Raw genomic sequence first — 19559 nt, forward strand, 5'->3', positions numbered from 1 at the left:
ATCCGATAGGTGAAGTAAATGTCTAAAAAATTAAGTCATGTCTTTTTAATAGGAATCGGTTTATTTTCGTCGACTTGGGTTATGGCCGCGGTTAAAGAATATGATTTAACTATTGCTGAACAGACGGTGAATATAACAGGTAAGCCTTTAAAGCGAATTACGGTAAATGGTAAGTTTGTTGCACCTCTTCTTGAGTTTGAGGAAGGTGATGATGCTGTTATTCGTGTACATAACAAGTTAAAGAATCAAGATTCATCTATTCATTGGCATGGTTTAATCTTACCTGGCATCATGGATGGTGTTCCTGGATTTAATCAGTTTGATGGTATTGCACCAAATAAAACTTATGAATACAAATTTAAAGTCCGTCAAAATGGTACTTATTGGTATCACTCACACAGTAAAGGACAAGAACAGGATGGCCTATATGGCCCCCTCGTGATTTATCCAAAAAATAAAGTACCTTTATCAGCTGGCGAAAAGGCTGATAGAGATTACGTAGTCCTACTATCTGACTTTCATAATTCGACTAGTGGTCAAATTATGAGTAACCTCAAAAAAGAGGCTGATTATTACCAAAATAGAAGAGAAACGGTTTTTGATGTTTTTAAACAGATTAAAAAAGATGGCTTAAAAGCAACATGGCAAGATCGCTCTATGTGGAATCAGATGCGAATGCTTAAGACAGATATGTCTGATGTAACAAAGTATACGTTCTTGATGAATGGTAAAACCCCGGAACAAAATTGGACCGGAAATTTTAAAGAAGGAGAAAGAGTTCGTCTCCGCTTCATTAATGCATCTGCAATGTCTTTTTTTGATGTAAGAATTCCTAATCTAAAAATGACAGTAGTTAGTGCAGATGGCCAGCCAGTGAAGCCTGTACCAGTTGATGAGTTTAGAATTGGAACAGCCGAAACGTACGATGTTATCGTAGAACCAAAACAGGCAAATTATCAGATAGAGGCTGAATCTATCGATCGTAGTGGTTTTTCTATTGGTACATTACATAATGAAAATACCTTACCTGTAAAAAATATTTTGATGCCAAAACCACGTCCACGTTCTTTATTGACTATGGAGGATATGGGTATGGGGCATGATATGTCTTCAATGGAAGGTATGAACCACGATATGTCTTCTATGGGAAGCAATTCAAAAGACCAGTCAATGTCCGGAATGAATCATGACATGTCTTCAATGGAAGGTATGAATCACGATATGCCTTCAAAGGGAAGCAATTCAAAAGACCAGTCAATGTCCGGAATGAATCATGACATGTCTTCAATGCAAGGCATGACACATAATATGGAAATGAATACTGCAATGACCTCACCAACACAAGTGAAAAATGGTGAAAATGTTTACGGTTGGGCGAATGCATCAACTCCAGCTGGTCTAAAAGCACTTCAATATAGTGATTTACAGTCATTAACGCCCCAAAAAGATACTCGTGCTCCAGAACGTGAAATTGAAATTCGTTTAGGTGGAAATATGGAGCGCTATATTTGGACAATTAATGGGAAGAAGTTTAATGAAACTGAACCATTCAAGGTTAAATATGGTGAGCGTATACGCTTGAAATTCGTGAACGACAGTATGATGGCTCATCCAATGCACTTACATGGCATGTTTATGCAACTAGAAAATGGCCAGGATGCTAGTAATATGCCAAATAAACATACTGTAATTGTCCCACCAGGTAAAACAGTTACAACCTTATTAACGGCAGATGAGTTAGGTGAATGGGCTATCCATTGTCATTTACTCTATCACATGTCTGCTGGGATGATGAATAAGCTTATTGTTGCAAATGTCGATAGCAATAGTTCTGATTCAAAAGATGTTGTTGCTCAACCTATTAATAATGATAAGGGGGTAAATCAACATGCACACCACTAAAAAACTCTATTCTAAAACACTTGTATCTTTAGCCTTGTTAGGATTAACAAGTGTTGCCTTTGCCAATGATCCATCTACCGGAAATCAAGTAAATAGCTCTCAATCAGAAAGTATGAGAGTGCTGTTAAAAGAACCAGGTGGGTTAGGTTATGCTGAAAGGAATACTTATCAAAAAACAACTTCTGGTAATGATGGAGATAATAGTACAGGGTTTGAAACTGTAATTTCCAATGGTCAGAATCATGATAAGCATCTTAAAGAACATGGTGGACAAATTTTTCAAACAACAAAGTTTGAGAATGAATGGACTGTGGATGAAGATGGTAAAGGTGCCTTAGGTTCAAAAATTGAAACTTTAATAGGTACAGATGAAAATCGCCTATTTATTGAAGCGAATTTGGATAAGTCAGAAAGCCATGACCCCAAATATGATGTGTCAGCACTTTATAGCCGCAATGTAGCACCTTTTTGGGATTTACAAGCTGGGGTGAGATACAGTGAAGATAAAAATAACAGCAACAGCGATCGAGTTGATGGTGTTATTGGGGTATTAGGGCTAGCTCCTTATTTCTTTGAAACCCAAGCTTATTTATATGGTGGGGAAAATAACTTCTGGGGAGCAAGTTTTGAAGTCGAACGTGATTTCTTGTTAACCCAGAAATTGATTACCCAACCTTACCTAGAAGTAGATGCTGTATTTAGTGATGATTCTAACTATGCTGCAAAATCAGGTTTATCAGAATTAAAAACTGGTATTAAAACGCGGTATGAGATAACTAAAAGAATCAGGCCTTTTATTGATGTGGCTTATCAATATGAAAAAGGACAAAAAGCTACCTCTATGCAAGAAGCTACTGAGTCTGAAAAAGGTTGGAAATATGGTGCAGGTATCGAATTAGTTTTTTAAGGTGATATGACTTAGTATCATGAATGATAGCTTTGGCTATCATTCATGAAATTATTGCTATTTAATTTCGAATCTGTAAAACTAAAAAAGCTTAAATTTTGGTCTAAATCTATGCAGTGGTTAAAGACATGCCTATCGCTGTTTTTATCGTTTGCTATCCTGTTCGTCGGATCGGCTGCTGCTGCTTCGTCTGTACATAAACGGTGTTTAATGCCATTTGAACAGATGCAACCTATACCAATGGAAGCATCTCAAAATCAGGATACAATGCACACTGATTGTATGAAAGTAGAGACAAAGGCCAAAAAATCTTTACATGATCCATCCTGTATGTCTGAGCAGGAGTGCATTATGTCTTTTGCCAAGATTGCGTATACCCCTTCTACGCAAGAATTTCTATACGCAAAGGTGTTCCCTCCTATAGAGCGATCGGCTTTTTATTCTCTGGATCAAAACCTTCCTGCTCCTTTTCCTTCTGTTCTTTGGAAACCCCCACGCTCTATCTAATTTAATGATTCATCGTCATTCATAGCATTTTTATGGATGTTCTGCGCGTGCGCGTGTATATCATTTTAGAGCTAAAAATATGAAATTTTATAAAGAAAAGCTATCTCGCAGGGTAAGATGGCCGATAGGTGTGATCTGTTTTTCTCTGGTCTATGGCCAAGTCTATGCTCAGCCAATGACTCTGGATACAGCTTTGAAGCTTGCCGAGCAATATGCACCTACCTTAAGAGCAAATAGTGCCCGGATTGAAGGGGCTAAGGATATGATTTCAGCTTCAGGGATTTTACCCAACCCTAAACTATTTGTAGGTTTAGAGAATTACCCTGTATCCGGTGATGCTGCATGGTCTGTTACTCAAGATGGCATGACCATGCAGAAAATTGGTGTTATGCAAGATTTTCCAAACCGCGCCAAAAGACAAGCCGATGTAGAGTTAGCGAAAGCTGAATTGGGTTCAGCCAATGCTCAAACTGAGATTTTACGTATTGAGTTACGACAGAAAGTCGCAACCGCTTGGCTTAAGCGTTTTTATCTTGAACGTAAATTAGCGCTATTTGATGAGCTGTTTTCAGAAAATCGATTACTTTCTCAAATTACTCAAACACAGGTCACCTCTGGTCGAACTATGATTGCTGATGGGCTTGGACCAAGACAAGAAGCAACTGTATTACTTGACCAGAAGGATGATTTACTTCGTGATTTAAATAAAGCCAAGCTAGAATTACATCGGTTGGTAAGTGTAGAGCCAACTGGAAATCCCTCTCAAATTGAAACCTTACCTGACCAAGCTCCATCCATCCATCTTGATACATCAAAGCTATATCATCACTTGCATCAGCATCCTGAATTAAAAGCTTTTCAGGCTGAAAAGCAAACTGCTGAAGCAAAATTGAAACAAGCTCAAGCTTTACAAAAGCCTGATTGGGGTATTGAGCTTGCATACCAGCATCGTGCCCCAGAGTTTGGCGATATGATCGGTGTACAACTGACAACTGAGCTTCCTGTATTTTCAAAAAAACGTAGTGGTCCCCTCATTCAGGCAGCCCTAGACGAGCAAAACAGGATTACTGCTGATCAAGAAGCCCAATACCGTGAACATCTCACGAAGTTAGATGACGGGCTATCCGATCTCGATGCGCTTGGTCAACAAATTAAGCGTACGATACAGACAAGTATTCCACTCGCCAAACAAAAAGTGGGTTTACAGTTAGCAAGTTACCAAGCAGGCAAAAGCAATTTGTCCAATGTCATTACCGCCCGGCAAGCTCTTTTAGAACAACAGCTGCGTCTTATTGATCTTCAACAACAACAAGCAATTACAACAGCACAACTTTATTTTGCCTTTGAAGAGCCGACCTTAAACCATGCTGAGGAGCAGCCATAATGTTAAGAAATAAATTGGCAATGACTGTCATGGGAGTTGCCACAATTAGTCTTGTCGTAGGTGGCGGTGCCGGATATTGGTTTGCTCATCAGGAAGAGGGTTCTCAATCGGCATTGGTAAGCCAGAAGCAGGATGCTAAAGTGCTTTATTGGTACGATCCAATGAAACCAGAACAGCATTTTGATAAGCCAGGCAAGTCTCCATTTATGGACATGCAACTGGTACCTAAATATGCAGACGAAAATACTGCGATGACGGATGAAAGTCGTCCTACAGTCAAAATAGATCCATCTCTTCAACAAAATTTAGCCATCCGTTACGGCACAGTTGAACAGGCTGTAATTGGAAATGCCATGTTTACTAATGGCATATTACAAGCAAATGAACGGCAAACAGCTATTTTACAAACTAGAGCAAGTGGCTTTGTTCAGCGAGTGTATGGGCATGCTGTTGGAGATATGGTGACCGAAGGAAGCCCTATAGCTGATATTTCAATACCCGAATGGACTGGAGAGCAAACTGAATTTTTAGCTGTGCTCCGTACTGGAGATCGTTCCCTTATTCAAGCAAGCCGTCAACGGTTACAGCTTTTAGGAATACCACAAAATGTGATTCATCAAGTTGAGCGAACTCGTCGAGTGCAATCTAATATAACTTTGCAAGCTCCAACTAGTGGATTTATTGATTCACTAGAAGTCCGCAATGGTATGGCTTTGGCTATGGGTCAAACCTTGGCCACAATTAAAGGTATCAACCCGGTTTGGCTAGAGGCAGCCGTTCCTGAAAAACAAATTGCTGGAATCAAACGAGGTATGAGTGTAGAAGCCAATTTTGCTGCTTTTTCTCAAAAAGTAACTGGCAAAGTTATCGACATTTTGCCTACCTTAGATACAACATCAAGAACTATTAAAGTTCGGATTGAATTACCAAATCCTAGTGGTCAACTTAAGCCAGGGATGTTTGCTTCTGTCAATATAATAAATAATCCCCAAAGCAGTTTGGTTGTACCAGAGCAAGCTGTTATACGGACAGGTACTCGGAATGTTGTCATTGTAGGGCGTGAGCAAGGGCGTTTTGAACCAGTTGTTGTACAGTTAGGGCAAAGTGATGGCAATAAAATTGCAGTCCTACAAGGGTTGAAAGCTGGTCAGAGAGTAGTGATTTCAGGACAATTTCTGATTGATTCTGAAGCAAATTTGCAAGGCATATTGGATAAGCTCAACACTGGGCAAGCAATTACATCATCTCAAACGATTAAGAGGTCAACATATCAAGGTCTTGGTAAAGTTGAAAAAGTCACAAATCAAGATATTACCATTTCACACCAAGCTATTCCTGAGTTGGGCTGGGGTGCTATGACCATGATCTTTAAACAGCCAGTACAACCATTTACCCGAATTCAGCAAGGTGACCAGGTCAACTTTAGTTTTACAAAAGTTGGAAATTCTTATGTCATTTCTGACATTTCAAAGATGTCTATGGCATCTATGAAGAACTAACGGGAGAACTATTATGATCGCCCGTATTATTCGTTTTTCAATTTTGAATCGTGTATTTGTCTTATTGGCAGCTTTAATTCTGGCAGCTTGGGGTGTTTGGGCTGTAAAAAATACTCCGGTTGATGCTTTACCGGATTTATCTGATGTACAAGTGATTGTCAGAACTAATTACCCAGGTCAGGCACCACAAATTGTTGAAAATCAGGTGACGTACCCTTTAACAACAACCATGTTATCAGTGCCCGGTGTTAAAACGGTTCGTGGTTATTCTTTTTTTGGTGATTCATTTGTATATGTCATTTTTGATGAACATACCGATCTTTATTGGGCCCGTTCGCGTGTATTGGAATATCTAAATCAGATTCAGGGAAAAATGCCTGCAAATGCGAAATCTTCATTAGGGCCAGATGCCACAGGCGTTGGCTGGGTTTATGAATATGCGTTAGTTGATCCAACAGGACAACATGACCTTTCACAACTGAGAAGCATACAAGACTGGTTTTTAAAGTATGAACTAAAGACATTACCCAATGTGGCTGAAGTTGCCACGATTGGGGGAATGGTGAAGCAATATCAGGTTGTTTTAGATCCAAGTAAAATGGCCGCCTTAGGAGTTACTCAAAACAATGTCATTGAAGCGATTCAAAAGGCCAATCAAGAAACCGGTGGTTCAGTTCTGGAGATGGCTGAAACTGAATATATGGTACGAGCTTCTGGTTATTTAAAGACATTAGAAGATTTTCGACAGATCCCGATAAAAACAAATAGTTTTGGGATTCCTGTTACTTTAGGCGATGTTGCAACTATTCAACTCGGACCGGAAATGCGTCGTGGTATCACTGAGCTGAATGGACAAGGTGAAATTGTTGGCGGTGTTGTGATTTTACGGGCCGGTAAGAATGCACGTGAAACGATTACTGCTGTGAAAGCAAAACTGGCTGAATTGCAACAAAGTTTACCTAAAGGAGTGCAAGTTGTTCCTGTATATGATCGCAGTAAACTGATTGATCGGGCAGTCGAGAATCTCAGTCATAAATTAATTGAAGAATTTATTGTGGTGGCTTTAGTCTGTGGACTTTTCCTCTGGCATTTACGATCAGCAATGGTAGCTATTGTTTCTTTACCACTTGGGATTTTGTCGGCTTTCTTAGTCATGTACTATCAGGGCCTAAATGCCAATATCATGTCATTGGGGGGGATTGCCATTGCTATTGGTGCTATGGTTGATGCAGCGGTTGTGATGGTTGAAAATGCACATAAGCATATAGAGACTTGGCAGCATGAACATCCCAATCAAGTATTAGAAACTCAAGCACGCTGGAATATTATTGCCCGTTCCGCCAGTGAAGTTGGTCCTGCTTTATTTTTTTGCTTACTTATCATTACCTTATCTTTTATTCCTATTTTTACTTTACAGGCACAAGAAGGACGTTTGTTCTCGCCTCTGGCGTTTACCAAAACCTATGCCATGGCAGCGGCAGCTGGTTTATCCATTACCCTGATTCCTGTTTTGATGGGTTATTGGATCCGCGGGAAATTACCCTCAGAACAGCGTAATCCATTGAACCGTTTCCTCATCAAAATATACCGACCTATGTTGGATCAGGTTTTAGCTCATCCAAAGACCACTTTATTTGGTGCGTTGCTAATTTTCCTTATTAGTCTTTTACCTTTAACTCGATTAGGTGGAGAATTTCTACCGAATATGGATGAAGGTGATTTACTGTATATGCCTTCAGCTTTACCAGGATTGTCCGCAGCTAAGGCCTCAGAACTGTTACAGCAAACAGATCGAATGATTAAAACGGTTCCAGAAGTTGCGACAGTATTTGGTAAAGCAGGGAGAGCTGAGTCAGCAACAGACCCTGCGCCTTTAGAAATGTTTGAAACCACGATTCAGTTCAAACCACGGTCTGAATGGCGCTCAGGTATGACACCTGACAAATTAGTAAAAGAACTGGATAAAGCAGTTCAAGTACCGGGTTTAACGAATATTTGGGTGCCACCTATTCGTAACCGGATTGATATGTTGGCAACTGGGGTGAAAAGCCCAATCGGGATTAAGATTTCAGCAAATGATCTGCAAGATATTGATCGGGTAGCACAGCAAATTGAACAAGTGGCTAAACAGGTGCCCGGAGTTAGCTCGGCTTTGGCTGAACGACTCACAGGTGGTCGATATGTTGATGTCGATATTAACCGTATGCAGGCTGCACGATATGGCCTCAATATCAACGATGTGCAGCAAATTGTATCATCTGCGATTGGCGGGGAAAATATTGGTGAAACTGTTGAGGGATTAGCAAGATATCCTATTAATGTACGTTATCCACGAGAGATTCGAGACTCATTGGAAGCTTTGAGAAATTTACCGATTGTAACTGAATCTGGACAACAAATTGTATTAAGTAGTGTTGCCAATATTCAAATTACAGATGGCCCTCCAATGCTAAAAAGTGAGAATGCTCGCCCAAGCGGTTGGGTTTATGTAGACGTACAAGGACGTGACTTAGCTTCGGTTGTGCAAGATTTGAAGCAGTCTATTGATCAAAAAGTAAAACGCTCCTCTGCCATGAGCATTAGCTATTCAGGGCAATTTGAGTTTATGGAACGTGCTAATGCGCGTTTAAAAGTCATCATTCCAATTACATTGATGATTATTTTTCTACTGCTCTATTTGATTTTTAGACAAGTACAAGATGCAGTTCTGATTATGGCAACGCTACCTTTTGCTTTGATTGGTGGTATATGGGCCATGTATTTGAGCGGTTTTCACTTTTCAGTTGCGATTGCAGTTGGTTTTATTGCACTTGCAGGTGTTGCTGCTGAGTTTGGTGTAGTCATGTTGTTCTATTTGAAGCAAGCAGTTGAACATGCACAGCAAAACCTATCTTCTTCAACGACATCCTTAACGGAGCAACAACTCAATGATGCAATCCGAACAGGAGCTGTACTACGCGTTCGTCCTAAAGCCATGACGGTTGCCGTCATTTTGGCAGGCTTAATTCCTATACTTTTAGGGACTGGGACAGGTTCTGAATTGATGAGCCGTATTGCTTTACCTATGGTTGGGGGCATGATTTCAGCTCCTCTACTGTCAATGTTTGTTATCCCGGCTGTATATCAGCTTTTAATCAAAAGAAAACTATCAACACATTGATCGTTTTATTATTTCGTCTAAAGAGGTTTTATTATGTTGAAGTTTATAAAAATTATTGCTCTTGTTACCACTATTGCTGCATTAAGCGCATGTAGTAAAAATGAAGCATCAGAGCAGAAGAAAGCAGACGCACCTATGGAGCAGATGAATAAGGAGTCTTCTACCGCTACAACGGCTCAAGCCGTTGGCGTGATTACTGCTATTGATACGAAAGAAAATATTTTAACACTCGACCATGAAGCAATTCCTGCACTTAAATGGCCTGCAATGAAGATGGGCTTTAAAGTTGCTGACCCATCCTTATTAAATGGTTTAACTGTAGGGGATAAAGTTGAATTTGAATTAAAAGCAGAAGGAGAAAATTATATAATCATCGCTGTAAAGCCTAATAATTCATAATGTACTAGTATATGGTGCCAATAGTGTTATATCACACCGACACTATTGGCATTTTTATATAAGGTAGTTTTAAAAATTCCAGTTAATTCTTGAACGTTATTTTATCAATTCCTATCTTTCTTAAAGCATTCAATAAAGTTGACTCACCTTCAGTGAGCCCTTTTGTATTTGAATGTCGAAATAAGAATATCTGAGTGACCAGCAAGCTTTGGAACACTGAGGGCGAGTATGAACCTTCATGAAGAGGCAGAAGATACATTAAATCAGAAATAAACTGTTCAAGATCTTTTTCCTGTTTCATTTGGAAAACTAAACCGGCATGTCCTCTTTCTTTTGTCAGAGTTTCACCTTGTATAGTAGAAGTATATGTGGCGGGCTGTATATCAAAAATATAAACAGGTTCTAATTGAGATAAAGTTAATCTGATAATTAAAGCTCCTCTTATCTGGGTTTTTAATGAATTTGCATAGCACCAGGTTTTGTGAACTTGTACTTCAGATTCTGTAAAAAAACCGATCAACATCGGGAGTTCTGAATAATTAAATCCCTTTTCAAATGTGTAGTAGCTCACTTGTTGAATTAAATGTGGATTAACTTCCATTGCTTTTACACAAGCTTTCCATAATCCAATGATTCTGCCATCTACAGGGGCTTGAAACTCTTTTGAATTATTTGTCGATGGCAGTATTTGGGTATTTAATACCTCGGGTGAATTGTCAGGAGCTCCCGTCCCAATGGTTTGTGTTTCTATGAATTTCTTTTTACGTTTTGGGCGTTTAACCTGCTTTACATATTTGTATTTGCTTAATTCATTAGCAGGACCGCCATCTATCCATTCAAAATCATCTTCTATTAATTCATGGTCTGATGGTGGACGTCGACCACCTAGATTTGTGGAAACATTGATGTCACCACTACCTAATTGAGGTAAAGGTGGATTGGGGTGATCAGTGTCTGTGGTGGTATTAATGCGTTCAGTAACTTTAGGAATTATTCTAATATGGTCATTCTTTGGGGGTTTCATACCTCTGATTCTTGTCACAACAAATGTTTTTGTTCCAGCTAAGTGGAATCCCGACACCCTGATCGGTAAGGTTTCAGTATGCCAAGGAACAACTTCTGGAAAGATATTCGCTTGTTTAAAATCAGAATTTTTAACAATACTACTAAATAAAATACGTGAAGCCTTCTTAGCGATTTCAGTATATTTATAATATGCAACAAAAACATGGTCTGCTCGGGTAATACCATCTCCGAGAAGTACAGTCCACAGACCCTTCTCACCTATGTGGGGAGTGTATAATCGGGATTCGCGTTCATTCTCATTATAAGTAGTAAGTATTCGAATGAGCTCAGTTGATAAGCCATAAGCTCTAGTGAGAAATTCTAGACATGGTATTAAAAGTTCATTAAATTCAGGGTGATTCAATTTGAAAGATATACAATTTTTTTTCGATTTTGAATCTACTATTGCACATTCTTCTCGATTTTTGAAAAAGTTAATTTTCTTCTTCTCATCGGCATTCTCATATATTTTTAAAAATTTTAATTCGAAATCGGTATGATCAATAACAAATTCATAGATATCCTTGTTTAAAGAATCAATCTTTCGTTGTTGATGCCAAATTGAATCAACTCTCCAAGATACAATATCCGTGATATTGGTTGTAATTGGAATAAAGTTATTAGTGGGACTGAAATCTTCTAAAACCTCTCTGAATAAGACATGGACCTGTGGCTGGTCTCCAGGCCTTTTTCCTTTTGCCATCCCTCCATACCACCAAACTTGTAAATATTTATCTTTGTATGGTTTAAGAATTTCCCATAATTTATTTACATTATTCTCATCAGAAGGATTTGTATTTTGATCTGTAGAAGTATTAGGCATAAGGTCTATCCCATTTTTAAAATATTAAAAATAAGTTTGTAAAATAATTATTTATGGAAGTTCTAAATGATTACCACGGGAATCATTTCTAATAATTAGATTAGGGAGCATAGTATCTTGTGCGAAGTCATAGATAATGATATCTGGGTGATGTAAATCAATGGCTTGCCCTAAAGCTATACAGGCTGCATTTGGAGCTGCAATTAAAAGATGCACTCTCTTTACGCCATGTTTATCTTTTAATAGATGAAAAAGCTTCTGAAGTTCAGTAGTGAATTTTGAAATATTATGCGGATGTGGAACAGCCTTACTTCCTAAATATGCTTCAAGTGCATTAATTTCAACAATATCAGCATTCAATTCAGTTTTTAGCTCAAGAGCTTTATTTTTAATTTTATCAATAATAGCCGTGAAATTTACGCATAAAACTACATCGGGACCTTTTTGAAGGGTTTCAATTCCAATAGTTTCATAAGATTGATCCGCAGCTGAAGCGTTTGGCCAACCCCATTTATTTGCTTCTCTATCGCGCAGCATTGGGAGGAATTTACTTTTATTACCTAATAAAGCACCTAAGCCAATTAATGCAGGCATTGGGCCAAATGCGAAGATTGCAGCACAATGTCCATTTAAACTTGTCTGTTGGATAATCTTGTCAGCTTCATTCTGGATAATCATGACGAGTTGTTTTGAAAACTGGTCAGGATTTTTCATATATAACGTATTACTATCACATAACCTTTGAAGGTAGCCATCCATCCGATGTTGTAAGAGTGATAAACATGAAGCAATCTCTTTTGGTTCTGGATGACCAACAGCATTACTATTTACAGACCATAAAATTGAATATACAGGAATTGGGCTGAATGCTAGGGCGTCAAGTAAAGTATTAGCTAAATCACAATAGGATTTTCTCATTTCGCTCAGTTGTTGTGCTGAGTAATCACTTGCTGCAATTTTATCAATTAATCGGTGATGTTTATCACACAAGAGTAGTACGTTTGCCGGGTCATCGGAAAGTATGTCGGAAAGGTACGGAATTCCTCTTTCACCTCTTTCTGAAGAGGCTACATTATGAGCCAGATATCCTATATTACCCTTCATGCCTGTAAGTTGTTCGATATCTAGTCGATCACCGCATCCAGTGAACATGCAGCGTCCATGACTATCTTGCATGACCAACCGCTTTGTCTCGGCAGTAAACGGATTACCTCGTCCAATTTTTTTTACTGGCTTAAAATAGCTTTTGATGAATTTTTTAATGTCATTTACTTTAATAAATTCTGTAGCTTGATAAGCGCTTTTATTATGCCAAATATGCTCAAGTTTTTTTAAATCGCTTAAATGAGAACAATTTATTGTATGACCTTGCCAAGCATGCAGAATAATTTTTTTGGTTTGTTTATTAGATAGCTCTAATATGAATTGAAGTAGATCAGTCTCATACAGGTTAGCCCTTAGGGAACTGATTACAGCATTATCTGCTAATAATAAAATAACTAAGTTTTGACCACTTTCATCAATAAGTAGGCCGACTGTATCCCATGTAATGAAATCTTGAATTGTAGTTGTAAACTCTTGTGCAGTCTTTAATGAATCAAATGGAGGATTTACCGTTTGTACAAGTGTTTCAGTAAAAGTAACTTCAGTCATTCTTATAGTCCTTATCGTACGTGATGATTATTGATCTCTGCTTGATTCCACCCTTGAAGGGAGCAGTAAAAGAAAATTCGTATTGCTTGAATGCCCACTATGGCAAAAAAAAGCTGGCGGTCAGGATTCCTCAAAATGCAACTTTTCCAGTCTGCATAATCAATATGTGACGGAGTTGGGATGTTTTGCGGGTGGCTATGCCAAGTTCCTAAATAAACCGAGGTTCCGTTTGATTTTGAAAATGCCGAATCTACTTTCTTTTGATGTCCCGGATCTTTTAAGGTGAACCTATGCGTAGATCTGCAATCTTTTGGCATGGGCTCAGTTAAGTCTTCAATCCAGTACTGATTAGGGTTAGAGGAGCTCTGATTGCCAATCAGAACACCACATGCTTCTAGATCTTTTCTATCAAGTTGCTTATATCTCGTCCATGTTTGAATAACTTCATGGGAAATATAGAGTTCAAACTGTTTAGAGGGGAGCAAGTAATAATTTTCAATCATTGCAAAGATCACACCCGCTATTTAGAAGAGGGAGAATTTCTAATGATTTTGCAAACTGTGTATATCGATCAGTTACCTGGAAACCAGCTTGGATAACATCAAAATCACTACCTTTCCAGCTCACTTTTGAAGAGCTGTGTAATTGGCCCATTAAAAACTTGATCGCTAAATTAGAAGTGATAAGAGCGGTTTGTAATGCACTTAAGTTGCTATAAGGTAAGAATGCATTTCCGCAACCCGCAAGATTTTTTGTAAGATTCTGATTAGGTTTTAAAAAATTAAGGTTGGAACCCAGGCCTCGTGAAAAATCAATTGGATCAACATATGCACATCTTAAACAACCTTTTGAATCAGGAATATCTAGTACAGCATGTCCCCCAATTCCGTAACCTTCCACCCAGGTATTTATAACAGCAGTTTCAACTGAATTCTTAATACAGTAATCATGAAAAATACGTTCTTGTGTAGGTGAACCGATTGCGATAATGATGAGATCGAAAGTATTTAATATATTTTCATATCTTAGGCTTAGGAGTTCTGAAAACATAACCTGGACTTCTAGCCAAGGATATTTATTACTCAATTCTGTTTGTAAGCCCCAAGTCTTAGGCCAGCTAATATAGTGAGCTGCAAGAGTATGGCGGTATAAATTATCTAAAGAAAATGTCTCGGGATCTGAAAGTGTTAGATGGCCGATACCAGTGGACGCAAGTTGATTAGCAATTTGGCTCCCAACCGATCCACAACCTACAAGTAAAACTTTTTTGTTTTGTAGTTCCTGAATAGCTCCACTTCGTGGCATTACTCGTTCTTTATTAAATAAACGTACATTCATTGCCTTGAGTTCCCAGAACTCTAAATGCTCACGATTAAGAGGCAGGCCTTTTTTGCTTTTAATATTATTTTTTAAATGAAAATGGATACCAAACCAAGTTTTACCTGAAGGTGTATCCGCATTAAATACAAGCCAAAAGGCATGGTCTCGAGTTTGTCCGAGGGTACGGGTTAAAGACTCAAAAACATCCTGAGAAATAAACTTGAGTATTTCAAGATACCATTCTTCTAAGTCCGCACTCTGCCATGGGGCTGGGATTAACTTTTCTAAAGGAACAATACATCCAATTCCTTTAGGTTTACCACGGTTATTGATGTGATCATTAATTACTGAAAACTGAGGCTTTTGTTTAAATTCCTGAGGTATCCCAAAATGGCAAGCATTCAGTCCGTATTTAACACCTTTCTTGGGAGGCAGAATATTAAAAAGCTCAAATTCACCTTTATCAGACAAGCATAAAAAGTCCTCATACTTTTGGTCTTGAATATGATTCCAGCCTGCTAAAAATTCTCGTAATAACTCTTCTTCATTCCATTTGGAATCAGATAAACATCTTTCTAATAAAGAAATATGCCGTTTTAAGGATTCTTCAAAGGCTCGTTCGGGTACTTCAAAATTGATAGACACCGAATCCGGAACATTTACGCATATTGAAGCCACATTTAAAGTCTTATTCGCAAGTGTGTGCGCGATTCGCCCGTACTTATCAGGAGACTTTAGAAAAAAAGAAGGCAGAGCAGTAAGTTCTTCATCTTTTAGATGAATTAAGGTGATATCGTAACCCGCAACGGAACATTCGATACTCAGAGCCGGAAACAAACAGAACTCTGTTGCGGATACTTGGTATCCGCGGTCTGTCAGATGATTAATGATTGAAGAGTAGTTCATGCGCCTTGAGATGTCCCTACAGCTCCAGAGGTAGCGAATTGCACTTTTTGAGCATTGCTTGCACTGTTGGTATTTACATTATTTGGAAAGTCATCACCAAATACTTTGACCAGTAAAGAGCATTGTTCAGCTTCATCTGATGTATCAATTACATCCTGCAATGTTGATCGTAAATTAGTGAGTTGATTTCTAAATCTAGTGCCCGTATTTAGGCTACTACCATGAAAAATATCTCTAGATGGATGAACTGGGAGGTTAACTTTTACTTTCCATTGATCATCAGAGTGCAATTGAAAATAGCCAGACCAATCCAGAATTGAATCAACTGTAGCTTTTAGCGCGAGTAAATCATTTGGAAACCCGTCTTCATCAATACTTGGTTTAAAGTTCTGTTTAATCATTACTGTTAGACCTATTGAATAGATTTTTCTACACACGTCAGGACTAAACTTCAGGTTTCTCCAACGTTTGAGATACCTTACCAATCTGCGAAATTGATATAGTTTTTCAGTGGCATACACGCTGAATTGAGATGAGTCATTGACCCAGTCAATAAGTTCTTTTGGTGAGGATTCTGACCAAGTTTTATGTTCATCAGCTGAGTCTTTTTTCCCCACTGCTAATTCATATCCTCCCCAGGAATTCTTTCTATACACTGGGATATCAATATGTAGATTCTTAAATTTATAATCAGCAGTAACACAAGGTTTTTTAATTTTAGCATTTTGAAATCCACGATCTTCCAGAATTTCTAAAATGACTTTTTTGGGAACTAAAGGATCTGATGGAGATTCTTCATAATCAATGACTATGGCACGGTCAATATCAAAATCTTTACCAGGTTCTTTAATGGTCGTATAAGTAGCAAGTGACCCTTGAACAAAGTTATCAATAACAGGATAACCTTTTTCTTTAAATTTAGCCTTGATTGCAGCTGTAATGCTATCGTCTTTTTCACGAGCATTTGCATACTCGGAATCATGACGGGTTAGATAGATTCGTTGATTAAACGTATTAAATTTATTTTGCAAACTCATGGGTTGCTCTCTCAAAATGTAAGTTAATTTGGTACCCAGCCCCCCTAAAAAAACTGGGTAGAGAACAATTACTTAAACTTTTAAAAGCCATTAGCTCAGTTAATTCAATCTAAGACTTTGACTTTTTTGAACGTTTCGGAAACTTATATAAACCGCCTTTTGGGTGATAAATACGTTTGCCGTTTCTGGTAATGAATCGTGTATACACATATTCAATGCCATCGTCGTTTGTAGACATAAGTCTACTCCTCACATAGGGCATGATAATGTGAGTGCGACTTAGGAGTAGACAGGATTGTCCGTTGCGGAGGAGAGAGCTTTTACGTTAGAATCGAGACACCACATCACGAGGACTAACGTGAAAGACATCTATCCGTAATTATGGATAGCCAAGTCTTTGGTCCTGAAATCGCAGGGGCATATGCCCAAATCTGCCTTTCTCACGTTTACTAGCCGACCTTCGGGTCGGCTAAAATATTAAGAAGCCATAGAAAATCTCTCCATCTCTTCGATATCCGCTTTATAAAGCTGAGTGAAATCTTCCGGGTATAAGTTAAAGAAGGATGATAAATCTGGAATGATTTTTGACTTATCGCCTTGGCAAAAATCCATCATTAATTTAGCAAAGCGTTGAGGGTGCTCCCTTTCTAAGGAATAAGGCTCAGCTTTGCGGTAACCATACATACTCATTTGGCGCCATAATGTTGCCGATTGCCTGTCACTGATGTCTCCAATGTGTTTTGATTTCACAATTAGAGCCGCCATGGAAACTTTCCAGAACAACTTATGTGTTGCGTAAGTCTTAAGATTAGTTGTTTGTAACTGGCCTTGCACAGCCTCAGTTGGAATTAAAAACTCTGCAGCAAATTCATTCGCTTCTTCTTCCATGTCTATTGATGGAGCATATTTATGAAGAATTAAATGTCCTAACTCATGTGCTAAGGTAAAGCGAATTCGATCATTAGGCTGGTTTGCATTGAGGAAAATACATGGAGGGCTATTTTGAGTTTGTAAAGATACCCCATCAATGTGATCTTCTTCAAAATTACAATAGAAAATAAAGACCCCAGCTTTTTCAATGAGTCCAGTCAAATCTTCAATAGGGTTTAGTCCCAAATCCCATTCTTTACGAAGATTTAATGCAGCTTCAGCGGCTGAACTAACATTTATATGTATTTGATAACTTGGTAATGGTAAAGATGTTTCTAACTGACAAAACAAATCAAGTTTATCTAGATTTGAAGCTTTAATTGTCATTTCAGCATTGATTTGACTTAGGATTTTAGCTGTAGTTGAAGCTTTTTTTCGGTAAGCATGTAAACTAATTGGGGACACTTTAAAGTGGTCGTTTTGGTGAAAAAACCTTTCTGGGAAATTAAGGGTCTTTGCAATATTAAACTTTGTTTCATCTGAAGGCTTAATGTCACCTTTCTCAATTTTGGATAAAGCAGCTTGAGTAATATTTCCCATTTTTTGGACAAGCTCAGTCTGGCTCATCCCTCTTAGGTCCCGAGCAATTCTTAACATGTCTGGATTAAATGTAGGCATATGTCCTCCCTGAAACAAAAATTTCTTTTGATTCATGCCGGTAAGATAGTGGAAATATTTGAGGCTGTCAATTTTTTGTAAAACTATAACCAAAACTAAAATTAGGCCTATATCTTGTGTTTGTTTTTTAGTTTTTTACTAAATATAGTTTTTGGTTGAAACATTTATTAAATTTTATGGCAAGAAATCTATTTTTTAAAGCACTTGGTTCAGCTAAAGTTCTTAAGATATTCTGAAAGATGGAACAATAAGATGGGTCATTGACGTCGATATTTCTATAGATAATTTAGTTATTCTGGAATGATTGTTAATTAAGCTCTTAGATTTCTAGAACTGTTAAGGGTCCTCCAAAAACAGCGCCTGTATCAATGAAAAAACAGTTTTGATGCTGGACTGGTTCTTTAACTACGGTATGACCGAAATAAATTTCATCAACCCCTGTTACAGTGCTATACCTGGGGTTATATTTACTAAATCTAACTCGTCCTCGATGCCATAAAGCAACTTGTATAGCTGATTGCTCACCTGCAATGAAATAGTCATTTTTAAGAACTTTTTGCTTGAAGCTTTCCCAGTCATTGATATTTATATCTGCATGAACAAAACCATACACCTTATTGTTATGATGAATTTCAAGAATTATGGGTAAATTACGGCATTGATCAACTATGCTTTGCTGTTGATCAATAGGTAAATCATATAGCCAGGCTCCACCATGATGGGTATGCATATCCTTCATTTCATTATCAAGAGTCGCTTCAATACACATCTGTTCATGATTCCCCCGAATTGCCTTAAACCACGGTTCATTAATAAGGCTTAGGCACTCAAGATTCTCATTGCCGCGATCGACTAAATCTCCAACAGATACTAATAAATCCTGCTGAAAATTGAATTTTATTTCTTTTAATTTATTCATAAGTAGGGTGTAACACCCATGAAGATCACCTACTACAAAAAGACGGCCATTTATAGGCTTAGAATAGTGTTCAATTAAATTGTGTCCTAAATCTATTTCTTTCATAATTCTAATTCACTGGTTAAAAATAATGAGTTTACATAATCATGGTTCATATGAAGAATATCAACTTTGACTATTCATTTAACTTAAGCCAAGATTATCTAATTGGTTAAAGTCAAAATTTTCATCAAATAAGTGATTTAACTTTTTCTGATTTCTTAAATAAGAAAGTGTCCCTAAGAAGCAGGATTTACATAGATGAACTTCATATTTTTCTTTCTTATCATAGGTGTTCGGATCCCAATCTGTTTTCAGTACACCATAATTGATTGGAGTTGGCTGTTCACAAATATCACATCTTATACATTGTGTAGATTTCGTTTGTAGAGAATTATTGGTGCTCAAGGTTGATACTCCAACATATTGATAATAAAAATATATTTAGCTAGTAAATTCCCAACTTAGTATTTAAGAAGAGCGCTAGATAT

General features: G+C 37.9%; 16 protein-coding genes. 7 read left to right on the plus strand and 9 right to left on the minus strand.

Going from position 1 to position 19559, the window contains the following annotated elements:
- Positions 1-18 precede the first annotated feature (18 nt).
- The 7 genes from F886_RS03560 to F886_RS03590 all read left to right on the plus strand — a co-directional run bounded on the left by F886_RS03560 (position 19) and on the right by F886_RS03590 (position 9758).
- Entirely contained in the window at positions 19-1902 is a 1884-nt protein-coding gene (locus F886_RS03560) for a copper resistance system multicopper oxidase (protein WP_005301566.1), read from the plus strand.
- Positions 1889-2809, plus strand: coding sequence for a copper resistance protein B (locus F886_RS03565; RefSeq protein ID WP_000557534.1), 921 nt, complete (start codon positions 1889-1891; stop codon positions 2807-2809). The genes F886_RS03560 and F886_RS03565 overlap by 14 nt, the downstream gene beginning before the upstream one ends.
- Before the next feature lie 45 nt (positions 2810-2854).
- On the plus strand, positions 2855-3316 hold the full coding sequence (locus F886_RS03570; protein ID WP_005301569.1) for a hypothetical protein: 462 nt from the start codon (positions 2855-2857) through the stop codon (positions 3314-3316).
- A 79-nt stretch (positions 3317-3395) separates the two neighbouring features.
- On the plus strand, positions 3396-4700 hold the full coding sequence (locus tag F886_RS03575) for a TolC family protein (protein WP_005301571.1): 1305 nt from the start codon (positions 3396-3398) through the stop codon (positions 4698-4700).
- Positions 4700-6199: an efflux RND transporter periplasmic adaptor subunit gene (locus F886_RS03580; protein ID WP_005301574.1), complete on the plus strand. Its 1500-nt coding sequence runs from the start codon at positions 4700-4702 to the stop codon at positions 6197-6199. The genes F886_RS03575 and F886_RS03580 overlap by 1 nt, the downstream gene beginning before the upstream one ends.
- Positions 6200-6212: 13 nt before the next feature.
- Positions 6213-9359 carry an efflux RND transporter permease subunit gene (locus F886_RS03585; RefSeq protein WP_005301577.1) on the plus strand — a complete coding sequence of 1049 codons (3147 nt, stop codon included), beginning with the start codon at positions 6213-6215 and terminating at the stop codon, positions 9357-9359.
- Between the two features lie 33 nt (positions 9360-9392).
- The gene (locus F886_RS03590; protein WP_005301580.1) at positions 9393-9758 is read left to right on the plus strand and encodes a copper-binding protein; all 366 of its coding nucleotides are present in this window, start codon (positions 9393-9395) and stop codon (positions 9756-9758) included.
- Positions 9759-9840: 82 nt separating this feature from the next.
- Here F886_RS03590 and F886_RS03595 read toward each other — a convergent pair whose 3' ends face one another.
- The 9 genes from F886_RS03595 to F886_RS19595 form a co-directional block, all read right to left on the minus strand.
- Positions 9841-11646 carry a hypothetical protein gene (locus tag F886_RS03595; RefSeq protein WP_004932202.1) on the minus strand — a complete coding sequence of 602 codons (1806 nt, stop codon included), beginning with the start codon at positions 11644-11646 and terminating at the stop codon, positions 9841-9843.
- Between the two features lie 51 nt (positions 11647-11697).
- Positions 11698-13299, minus strand: a complete 1602-nt coding sequence (locus tag F886_RS03600; protein ID WP_005301585.1) for an SAVED domain-containing protein — start codon at positions 13297-13299, stop codon at positions 11698-11700.
- An 11-nt stretch (positions 13300-13310) separates the two neighbouring features.
- Positions 13311-13802, minus strand: a complete 492-nt coding sequence (locus tag F886_RS03605; RefSeq protein WP_000572367.1) for a Mov34/MPN/PAD-1 family protein — start codon at positions 13800-13802, stop codon at positions 13311-13313.
- A complete protein-coding gene (locus F886_RS03610) occupies positions 13795-15525 on the minus strand; it encodes a ThiF family adenylyltransferase (RefSeq protein WP_005301588.1) in 1731 nt (576 codons plus the stop codon). Before F886_RS03610 ends, F886_RS03605 begins: the two co-directional genes overlap by 8 nt.
- Positions 15522-16562 carry a nucleotidyltransferase domain-containing protein gene (locus tag F886_RS03615; RefSeq protein WP_005301591.1) on the minus strand — a complete coding sequence of 347 codons (1041 nt, stop codon included), beginning with the start codon at positions 16560-16562 and terminating at the stop codon, positions 15522-15524. The genes F886_RS03610 and F886_RS03615 overlap by 4 nt, the downstream gene beginning before the upstream one ends.
- A gap of 109 nt (positions 16563-16671) precedes the next feature.
- The gene (locus F886_RS20645; RefSeq protein WP_000106063.1) at positions 16672-16800 is read right to left on the minus strand and encodes a hypothetical protein; all 129 of its coding nucleotides are present in this window, start codon (positions 16798-16800) and stop codon (positions 16672-16674) included.
- A 239-nt stretch (positions 16801-17039) separates the two neighbouring features.
- Positions 17040-18110 (minus strand): ImmA/IrrE family metallo-endopeptidase, encoded by a 1071-nt coding sequence (locus F886_RS03620; RefSeq protein ID WP_005301594.1) that lies wholly within the window; start codon positions 18108-18110, stop codon positions 17040-17042.
- Positions 18111-18429: 319 nt separating this feature from the next.
- The gene (locus F886_RS03625) at positions 18430-19134 is read right to left on the minus strand and encodes a metallophosphoesterase (RefSeq protein ID WP_005301595.1); all 705 of its coding nucleotides are present in this window, start codon (positions 19132-19134) and stop codon (positions 18430-18432) included.
- Positions 19135-19212: 78 nt separating this feature from the next.
- Complete coding sequence (locus tag F886_RS19595; RefSeq protein ID WP_005301597.1) at positions 19213-19476, minus strand: hypothetical protein; 264 nt, start codon at positions 19474-19476, stop codon at positions 19213-19215.
- Positions 19477-19559: the final 83 nt, after the last annotated feature.

Source organism: Acinetobacter sp. NIPH 542 (genome assembly GCF_000369825.1).
Classification (GTDB): domain Bacteria; phylum Pseudomonadota; class Gammaproteobacteria; order Pseudomonadales; family Moraxellaceae; genus Acinetobacter; species Acinetobacter oleivorans.